Origin of the sequence: Nostoc sp., assembly GCF_036917465.1 — a bacterium.
In the GTDB taxonomy this organism is placed as follows: domain Bacteria; phylum Cyanobacteriota; class Cyanobacteriia; order Cyanobacteriales; family Nostocaceae; genus Nostoc.
Genome location: NZ_JBALDL010000027.1, coordinates 23556 through 34576, shown reverse-complemented (window position 1 = coordinate 34576; position 11021 = coordinate 23556). Strand labels below are relative to the sequence as shown.

Annotated in this window: 3 protein-coding genes; 2 read left to right on the top strand and 1 reads right to left on the bottom strand. The window is 44.4% G+C overall.

From position 1 onward, the window contains the following. Positions 1-428 precede the first annotated feature (428 nt). Entirely contained in the window at positions 429-2882 is a 2454-nt protein-coding gene (locus tag V7K38_RS05595; protein WP_334856096.1) for a plasmid replication protein, CyRepA1 family, read from the bottom strand. Between the two features lie 577 nt (positions 2883-3459). On the opposite strand from V7K38_RS05595, the gene V7K38_RS05590 reads away from it, so the two are divergent. Together V7K38_RS05590 and V7K38_RS05585 are read left to right on the top strand one after the other, a co-directional pair. After that, positions 3460-10392, top strand: a complete 6933-nt coding sequence (locus tag V7K38_RS05590; RefSeq protein WP_442940751.1) for a PAS domain-containing protein — start codon at positions 3460-3462, stop codon at positions 10390-10392. Continuing rightward, positions 10379-11008, top strand: coding sequence for a response regulator transcription factor (locus V7K38_RS05585; protein WP_334856092.1), 630 nt, complete (start codon positions 10379-10381; stop codon positions 11006-11008). The genes V7K38_RS05590 and V7K38_RS05585 overlap by 14 nt, the downstream gene beginning before the upstream one ends. Positions 11009-11021 lie beyond the last annotated feature (13 nt).

The window sequence follows — 11021 nt, the reverse complement described above, 5'->3', positions numbered from 1 at the left end:
TCTTTATGTACTATGAATTTCACTGGTTCGATGGTTAAGGAGGCATTAGAAAATGTTCGCTATCTTGACCTTTTGGCTTGGTCATCTCAAGTTTTTGGTCAGTCCACGCTCTCAAAAAGAAAAACTGTATTTTCGACCTCAATCGACGACACAGTAATTGTATGAAGTTTTTTTAGCAATTTCCCTACAAAGTCAACACCCTAGTGCGTAGGCGCAGCCCGCCGCAGGCATCGCAGTGAAATACTTGTTTTTATTGAGAATCTAGCTATGTAATTGAGAATTAAACCCCGATCTCACTTTTTCGCGTTGCTCCCCTTTCATACAGTCATACCCTGGGCGAGAGTATTCTGGGTTATGGGGTTTACATTTACACACCAGACTTCTTGCATAAGTAGGGGAAAGGGGAATGTGAAATAAACCCAACTTTCTCACGCCATCCACTCAGTCCACTGTGGCGCATCTGTCACCAGTTGAGCAAACAAGTCCGGTTCAAAATCCTCAAACTTCAGCATCACGACGCACCGCTCATCACTGGTTAGGGTACTGAGTAATTCTTTCACAGATTCCACGCCGTACTCAATCCGTTCAATTAGCAACTGAGCATAATATTTTACCCGCTCCCACCAAGAATCACTGGCTTCTTCATCTGTGTCCATACCCCCCCGATTATTATCTCCATCTTCATTAAGGGGGGGTGTGGACGGAGTGCCAATGCCATACTGAACTTGCATCCTAGCTGCATAAGTGGCATTTCTCTGCTGTTCCTCCTGACGCTTCTGTTCCCTCTCTTCTCGTTGCCGTTGCCGATACTCCAACACCTCTTGAGCAAACACGACATCAAGAGTATTCAAACGGTAATACCGAACCCGTTGACCCTCCTCCAGTGGTCTTCGTGACTCACTAGACAAACCCAATTGTGAAAGATACTGCCCCAAAATCCACAAAGGGGACTGATCAAGAGGAATGGTGAGATTGAGGATACCTTTAACGTGAGATGCATTGCGTTTAGAGAACTCGGCTAAAACCTGAATCATCGCTTCGTCTCCTTTAATCTCAACCCCTGCCATCAAATCAGTCAACACCGCCCTCAGTCCCAAGCGATGACGCATAAGCCAGGATGTAGAATGATTACTCCAATCGGTACAAATAGCCAAGCGATCGCCTTCTGATTTATCCCTCTCCACAACAACAGCAGGCGGCGGGACAATTTCACGCCCCTGCTCCGAGGTAATCATTTCCCCTGGGAGAGCTAATATTGCTTCCAGCACAACAATCTTTTTAATTAACCGCCCTCCATCGTCCTTCTCAACCAAATCCGGGGTTACGGACATCCTATAAGTATCAAAAATGCGGAATTTCTCACATTCCAAAACCTCTTCTGGTTTGAGATAATCTTGATGCTGTCTACTGTTAGATGTCCTTCTATCGATATCTTTGGCATTAGTAACTTTGCGAAAATGCTCCTCATTGATGGCGATACCCGCCGCCTTCATCCACCGAGAAGCCCCCTCATCAGATGCATCGCCCACAGGGATAATCGTGTTGCCCATCTCCTCCAGAAGCGATCGCAAATCAGCCCGTAAATTATTGATAGACCAATTGCGTTGCGCCTCAATCTGACAACTGATATCCAACGCCCAATCTTTCTCAGCCCCGCGCTTACCCGTTTCTCTATCAATGCGAATCAAAAACGCAGTCATTTCATTTTTCTGAAGAATCTGCTCCTTGATGCGACGGGCGTTGATTTCGGCGTAACCAAAGGGAGGACGGGGAGCAACCCAAACATACATGGGGACATTGGGACGATACCGCCATAATTGTTGGGCGCATTCTGTAGCAGATTGTGAAACAGCATGAAACACGCCAAACACCGCATCAAAATGATAGCTGGAAATATCAACCCCTGTACCGAGACTGGGAGTAATCAAAAAAGCGTCAATATCTTTAATAGCGACGTTAATCTCCCTAATAAAAATCACATTCTCTTCAGAGCCGCTATTTTCCGAGTGAATAGCCCAGACTTTAAGCTGACGGTCTTCAACGGGTTCGAGTGTTTCATCGCTATCATCCATTGATGTACCGTCATTTAAAGCGCGTTCTAGCTTTTTGATGAAGCGCTTACTGTCACTGACCATCATTAGTTTTTTACCCAACATGAGTTGAGCGTGGAACTGGGCAACAACTGCGCTGCTGTTTTTCGCCTCGTACCAGTGAACTTGACGACCACCAGAGCGGTACTCGTTTTTGATGATGAAAGGTTTTTCACCAGCAGGACGCAAATTCATGAAGAACTCAATGGTCAAGTCATCCAAGTGAGCATCAGCTAAAACAACCAGCTTGGCATTGTAAACCAGATACTCCAGCACTTCCAGAATTGCCCCTCTGTGTGACTTGCAGGTTTTGGACTTGAGCAGGTGAGCGAGATACTGGCAGGCTTCGTCTATGAACAGAATGTCATAAGCCTGTAAATCATTTGCCATTTTATACAATGAATCAACGGTGATGCTGAGAGCTTTGGCTTTAGCCCAGTCGCCGCAATTCAGGGCAGAGTACATCGCAGTTTGTAGGCGATCTGATAGATTCTTTAGCAGATTAACCCGATGCCCATTGTTCAAAAAGCTCAACAGGGGGTTATTTGTTCTGACGATTGCCAAGATTTCGGTCTTCCCTGTACCCATGTCGGAAGCTAAACCAACTACCCCCGATTCAGGGAGGGAATGAATCGCTTGGGATAAGTAGCGGGTATTCACTGTGACATTGGGTTTAAATTTACGCAGTCCCCTAGCTCGGTTGACGAAAAATCTCTGTTGGTACTCGTTGATTTTTAAAGCATCAGCAATCATGGTGTTGACTGCAACATCTACTTTTTTTCCTAGAGCCACAACCCAATCGTCAATTCCCTTTTCTGGGCCTGGCAGCAGCGCTACTTCGCATTGGCAGTGTTGTTGGATAATTGCTTGACAGCAGGTTCAGGAGATTAGCGATCGCATCAGTCGAGTGTATTCGAGTTCTTTGGAAGTAATCGGTGCAGAGGTTTTTGGAGATGCTGGGGAAGCTGAATCGGGCTTATCTGACGGCACTGGAGGAGAAATTGTTGAATGTACTAGAGTCTGAATACGGAGCAGAGATAACACCCTAAACAATTTTGGCAAATTGGCATCCAATGTGTTTGGGTTGCAGTTTCAATGGAGTTAGCAACACAACGGGACAGTGAAGAAGTTGTACGAGGGAAAAGATAAAACTTTCCGCTTCTTGACATCCAACCTGAGCCAGTTGTTTAATTGAGTGCTGTAGAACCCCTCTACATGATTTATGCAGCGCTCAACAGAGTTCAGTTCCCACTCTACAACTGGCTAGAAAGGAACAAAACCAAATAGAACCTCAAAAAATGAGAAATGTATATAGCTGGATTGCTGTATAGTTTGAGTTATGCCAGATTATACTCCCAAGAGTTGCTCTATGATTGCTCTACCTGGTATTGCCATCCAAGACAAGATATACGAAAGTTCTAATTCTCTGGTTTATCGGGGCATTAGAGAGGATGGAGTAGCGGTCGTCGTAAAAATACTAAAGCTTGATTATCCCTCACCTCAAGAACTAACTCGCTACAGACAGGAATATAAAATTACCCGTTCCCTGAATCTGGAAGGAGTTGTCAAGGCATACAGCCAGCAGGACTATCAACGCACTCTGGTGATTCTCTTAGAAGATTTTGGGGGAGAGTCCCTAGAGCAATGGATGCACAAGCGCCCAGATATCTTCTGCCCTATGCCCTTATCCACTTTTCTCGGTGTTGCGATCGCTGTTTGCGATATTCTAGGCAGAATCAATGCAGCTAATGTCATTCATAAAGATATCAATCCTGGAAATATAGTTCTCAATCTTGATACTGGTGTTGTCAAAATTATTGACTTTGGAATTGCCACCCAATTTAACCGCACGAATCCGACTTTCAAAAGTCCTCATGTTTTAGAAGGGACACTTGCCTACCTTTCTCCAGAGCAAACAGGGCGGATGAACCGTTTACTCGATTACCGCACGGATTTTTACTCCCTTGGTGTGACGTTCTACGAACTGCTAACCGGATATTTGGCGTTTCCCACCACAGATGTACTGGAGCTAGTCCATTGTCATATTGCCAAACATCCTGTTCCGCCTAATGAAATAAATACAACGATTCCTAAGCCAGTTTCAGATATCATTCTCAAACTGATGGCGAAAAACGCCGAAGAACGCTATCAGAGTGCCTGGGGAATCAAAGCGGATTTAGAAATCTGTGTTCAACAATTAGAAGAAATCGGTCAAATCTCCAGCATTCAACTTGGACTTCAAGACGCTTCGGGTCAGTTTCAAATTCCCCAAAAACTGTATGGGCGGGACAAGGAAGTTGCAATGTTACTGGCGGCGTTTGCTCGTGTAGCGTGTCCACAGTCAAATCCCGTTGCTGCTTTACCAAACAATTCAGAAACAACTTCACAAAGCGAACAAACGGGCAACCCAAAATTCCAAGTCGAAATGATGTTGGTATCTGGCTATGCTGGCATTGGTAAATCTGCGTTAGTGCAGGAAATCTATAAACCAATTACCCAAAAGCGTGGTTATTTTGTCTCTGGTAAATTTGATCAATTTCGGCGTAATATTCCTTACAGCGCGATCGCAGATGCTCTGCAAAAATTGGTACAGCAATTGCTCAGTGAACCAGACGAACAAGTGCAACAGTGGCGCTCGCTCTTACTTACAGCTTTAGGCAACAACGGACAAATCATCATTGATGTGATCCCCGAAGTTGAATTAATTATTGGCAAGCAGTTGCCCGTACCAGAAATTGGAGCAACTGAAGCTCAAAATCGCTTTCATCGAATCTTTGGGCAGTTCGTGCGGGTGTTTTGTTCACAATCACATCCGCTGGTGATATTCTTAGATGATTTGCAATGGATAGACTTAGCAACGCTGAATTTAATTGAGTTGATGCTACTGGATGAGCAAGCCCGATCATTATTTTTAATTGGAGCCTATCGAGATAATGAAGTAAATCCAACACATCCATTAGCATTAATGCTAGAGAGACTGCGAAAACAAGGGGCAGTGCTTCAGGAAATTATCTTAGCACCCTTAACGCTCTTGTCGTTGAATCAGTTGATTGCCGAGACGCTGCATCAAGATACAGACATCGTTCGTCCCTTATCTGAGTTAGTTTTGCGTAAAACTGAGGGCAATCCGTTCTTTGTCATTGAATTTTTAAGAATGCTGCATAGCGAGAATTTATTGACCTTTGATGCACAATACTTAAGCTGGCAGTGGAACATAGCTGATATTCAAGCCCAAGATATCACTGATAATGTTGTGGAGTTGATGCTTCACAAGTTGAAAAAACTACCAGAGAATACACAGCAAATTCTCCGGTTAGCTGCTTGCATTGGTGCTGAATTTAATTTAGATACGTTGTCGATTGTTTGTGAGAAACCACATGAAACGGTTTTTCAAGATTTACTAACAGCCATACAAGTTGGATTAATTCAACCACTATCTGAATTAGATGAAAACCTGTTAATTCAAGAGTATAAGTTTCTGCACGATCGCGTGCAGCAAGCCTCATACACATTAATCGATGAGTCGCAAAAACAAATTGTTCATTTACAAATTGGTCGCAATCTCCTCGGAAAAATTTTGCCAGAGAGACTATCAGACCGACTGTTTGAAATTGTCGATCATCTTAATCATGGAATTGAGCTTGTCACAGATCAACTAGAACGCAATGAAATTGCTAGATTAAATTTAATCACAGGACAGAAAGCAAAAGCTGCGATCGCCTATAGTGTGGCTCAAAACTATTTAGCCAGAGGTAGAGCATGGCTGGCAGACTCCAGTTGGCAAACTAACTATGAGCTGACCTTAGAGTTATATACAGAAACAACAGAAGTCGCGTATTTGTGTGGCGAGTTTGAGCAGGTAGAATCTTGGGCAGTGGTTGTTCTGCAAGCAGCCAAAAGGGTTCTCGACATCGTGAAAGTTTACGAAGTCAAAATTCAAACTGACATCGCGCAGAACCAGCCATTAGAAGCAATCAACACTGGATTGCAACTTTTGCAACAACTGGGAATCAGTTTTCCTGAAACGCCAACTCAGTCAGACATTCAGTTTGAGCTAGACACAATCACATCACTCATTGGTGAGAAGCCAATTGAGGACTTGCTGCATTTGCCGGAAATGACCGAACCGGAAAAGTTGGCGGCGATGCGAATCTTATCAAGCATCACGATTGCTGTCTATGTTGCGGCTCCTGATTTGATGCCTCTCCTTGTGTCTAAACAAGTAAACTTATCAATTCAATCTGGTAATGCTGTTGTATCTCCCTTTGCCTATGCTTTTTACGGATTAATTCTTTGTGGAACGAGTGAGAACATTGAGATTGGGTACGAATTTGGACAACTTGCGCTAAATCTATTGTCACACCTTAATGTTCATTCTCTCAGAGCGAGAACATTACTCATTGTGAATAATTTTATTATTCATTGGAAAGAGCATATTAGAAACACAATACAGCCCTTGAGAGAAGCCTACCAAAAAGGTTTAGAAGTTGGAGATTTAGAGTTTGCTGCTTATTGTGCTCATTGTTATTGCTTTCAATTCTACGCAGTTGGAAAGGAACTTGTAGAAGTTGAGCGCGAGATGACGAAATACAATGAAGCAATTCGTCAAATCAAACAGAAAACGGCGCTAACTTGGAACCAAATATATCAGCAGGCGATTGCAAATTTGATGAGCTTTTTGGTCAGCCCAACTCGCCTAGCTGGTGAATTCTACAATGAAGAAAATGGATTGCCACAACATGAAACAGCAAATGATGGAACGGCAACCTTTGATGTCTATTTCCATAAACTTATCCTGTGCTACCTATTTTCTGAGTATGCTCAGGCAGTTAAAAACTCAACCATAGCAGAACGTTATTTAATCCGAATAACAGGCACACCTGTTGCTCCTTTTTACTATTTATATGATGCGCTGGCAAGACTCGCCATATACTCTGAAAGCAGCGCTCAAGTGCAGGAGGAACTCCTCAAAAAAGTTACGCTTAGTCAGGAGAAAATGAAGCAATGGGCACAGTATGCGCCAATGAATTGTTTGCATAAATATCATCTGGTGCAAGCAGAGAATGCACGAGTTCTAAGTCAGTGGTTTGAAGCAGAGGAATTCTATGAACAAGCAATTCAAGGAGCCAGAGAAAATGAATATATCCATGAAGAAGCGTTAGCCTATGAGTTAGCTGCTAAACATTATCTGGTGCGAGGTCGGCAAAAGATCGCCCAAACCTACATGAAAGAAGCTCACTACTGCTATGAACGGTGGGGAGCAACTGCGAAAGTGAGAGATTTAGAAGCTCGCTATCCGCAGTTCTTTCCTCATTTATCCAGCGTGGCTTCCACACCAATCCGCACTACTGCTGGAACCACTTCTAATACCTCACACATCGCTTTTGATTTAACGGCAGTGATGAAGGCAATTCAGGCGATTTCGAGTGAAATTGAACTAGATCATCTGCTCCGTTCCTTGATGAAGATATTAATCGAAAATGCTGGCGCACAAACAGGTTATCTGATTTTAGAAAACTCAGGAAAATGGGTGATTGAAGCGTCCAGTGAACTTAATGAGGGTGAGAATGGCTATGCTACACAAGTGCTGCAATCTATCCCAACTGCAAATCATCTACCTGAGTCAATTATTAATTATGTTATTCGTACTCATGAATCTGTCATCTTAAATGATGCTACTCGTGAAGGTAATTTTATTAATGAGCCATATATTCAACAGAATCAAACTCAATCAATTTTATGTTTACCTCTGCTCAATCAAGGTAAGCTAGTGGGCGTGTTGTATCTAGAAAATAAATTAGCAACTGGAGCATTTACACCAGATCGAGTCTCCGTTCGCGCAAGCGTGCCGGAGGTATTAGGAGACGCTACGCGATCGCAAGTCTTAAATCTGCTATCCACTCAGGCAGCGATCGCAATTGAGAATGCCAAACTCTACTCAAAGCTCCGCGCTAGCGAAAGTCAGATAAATCAATTTCTAGAAGCGGTTCCAGTGGGAATTGCGGTCTTGGATGCGACTGGTCGCCCTTACTATGTCAATCAGCAGGGAATTGAGCTGATGGGTAAAGGCGTTGATCCTACCGTGACACCAGATCATCTTGCAGAGGTTTATCAAGTTTACCTGGCTGGAACGGATCAAAACTGTTCCCCTGAGAAGATGCCAATCGTCCGAGCGTTGAAAGGCGAACGTATAAGAACGGATGATTTAGAGATTCACCAAGGCGAGACTATTATTCCCATTGAGGCATGGGGAACTCCAGTCTTTGACGAACAGGGCAATGTGGTTTATGCGATCGCAGCCTTTCAAGACATCACAGAGCGTAAACAAACCGAACATCTCTTAGCCAATTACAACCGTACCCTAGAGCAACAGGTAGCAGAACGAACGGCAGCTTTACAGCAAAGTGAAGCAGAATTGCGTCATCGGGAACAGGAATTACGACTGATTGCCAATGCTCTACCAGTTCTAATCGGCTATGTAGATGCCAATCGATGTTATCAATTCATCAACCGTACCTATGAGGTTTGGTTCAACCGTAGCCGCGATGAAATTCTGGGCAACCCTGTTCGCCAACTTTTCGGTGAGGCGGTTTATCAACGAATTGAGCCGTATATCAATCAGGTATTTGCAGGGCAAACGGTACTTCTAGAAACAGAAGTCCCTTTTCCACTTGGCAAGCGGTGCATCAGCGCAACTTTTATTCCTGATTTCGATGACAATGCTCAGGTGAGAGGTTTCTACAGTCTCATGACAGATATTAGCGAACGCAAACAAGCAGAAGAAGTGTTGCGTCAGTCCGAGGCTCAATTTCGGGAACAGGCAATCCTCTCCGATTTTCGCGCCGATGTAGATAGTGCCTTGGCTCAAAGTACTAGTTTGCCCTTGATACTGCATCGCTGCGCCCAAGCCGTTGTTAAGCACTTTAATGCGGCATTTGCTCGGATTTGGACGCTAAATAAAGATAATAATGTTTTGGAGTTACAAGCCAGTGCAGGGATGTATACCCGTCTTGACGGTGAATACAGTCGAATTCCTCTAGGTAGCCTCAAAGTTGGACGAATTGCTCAGGAACGCAATCCTCTGTTGACTAATAATGTGTTTGATGAATCATCCATTGATAAAGAATGGGCAAAACGAGAAGGCATGGTGGCATTTGCGGGCTATCCGATACTGCTGGATGAGCAGCTTGTTGGAGTTATAGGGATGTTTACTCGACATCCCATTCCGTCGTCTAACTTTGAGGCGTTGGAGTTTTCAGCCCGCGAGATTGCATTAGGAATTAGACGCAAACAGGCAGAAGAAGCGTTGCAAGCCTCCGAAGCAGAACTTCAGGCGCTCTTTTGTGCAATGCCCGATCCGCTTTTGGTAGTAAATGCGGAAGGGCGGATTTTGAGAGCAACCCTGATCGAGTCAGAGAAATTATCTAACCCGATTGACGAACAGGTGGGTCGAACATTTTCCGAAATTTTTGAGCGATCGCAAACCGATACATTTCTTGGCTGTATTCGGCAAGCATTAAGCACTCAGCAGCCCCTAACGGTTGAGTATAGCTCGATGGTGGGAGGGTGGAAAACCTGGTTTACAACTCGCATCTCGCCCATCTCAGAACATTCTGTCATTTGGCTGGCAAGAGATATCACCGATCGCAAACGAGCCGAAGAAGCCTCCATTCTAGAAGAGCGCAATCACATGGCACGGGAAATTCACGACACTTTAGCCCAAGCGTTTACAGGTATTATCATTCATGCTCGCTCTGCCTCCAATAAGGTAACGGCAGACCCAGAAAAAGCGCAAACTCTCCTCACTCAGATCCTCGACTTAGCCCGTTCTGGGCTTGCAGAGGCACGTCGTTCAGTAGAGGCACTACACCGCCCATACCTTTTAGAGAGCAGTAACTTACAGGATGCCTTAAGCCGTCTTGCTGCTGAATTAAACTCCTCGATCGCAACCCAAATCGTCTACGAAGTCATGGGTACACCCTATCCTCTATCCTCCGATCTGGAAAATAATCTGTTTCGGATTGGGCAGGAAGCTTTGACAAATGCAATCAAACATGGTAATACCCGTGAAATTCACATTGAACTGATCTATGAACCGACCCAATGCAGCTTGCAAATTAAAGACGATGGGCAGGGATTTAATGTAGAAAACCAGGCGATACAGAATGGCTTTGGTCTACTGGGGATGGCAGAACGGGCTGAACGCATTAGCGCTGAATTAAAGATTCAAAGTGACTTAGGGCAAGGGACAGAGATCATGGTATCTATTAATCGGGGGTTAAGTCAGCATGAATCAGCCTAGTAGCATTCGCGTTTTGGTTGTGGACGATCATCCTGTTGTCCGTCAGGGGTTGATCGGAATGTTAGAGGAGGCTCCAGATATCGTCATTGTAGGTCAGGGGCGAAATGGGCATGAGGCGATCGCAGTTTTTCAGCAACAGCAACCTGATGTGACTTTGATGGATTTACGGATGCCCGATATGGGAGGTGTTGAGGCGATTACGGTCATTTGCAATCAGTTTCCCAATGCCCGAATTATCGTGCTGACCACGTATGACACCGATGAAGAGATTTATCGAGGATTGCGAGCCGGGGCAAAGGGGTATTTACTGAAGGACTCTGAGCCAGAGGAACTATTGACAGCAATTCGGACAGTGAGCAGGGGACAACAGTATATTCCCATCAACGTGGCTGCCAAGCTAGTCCAACGGATGACTGCTCCAGAACTGAGCGATCGTGAGTTAGAAGTTCTCCAGTTAGTCGGACAGGGCATGAGCAACCAGGAAATTAGCACTGCTCTCAATATTAGTGAAAGTACAGTGAAGACTCATATCAACCGAATTTTAAGCAAGCTAGATGTAAAAGATCGCACCCAGGCAGCCATTATTGCGTTGAAACGCGGAATTGCTAGCTTGTGAAAGCAAAGATGGT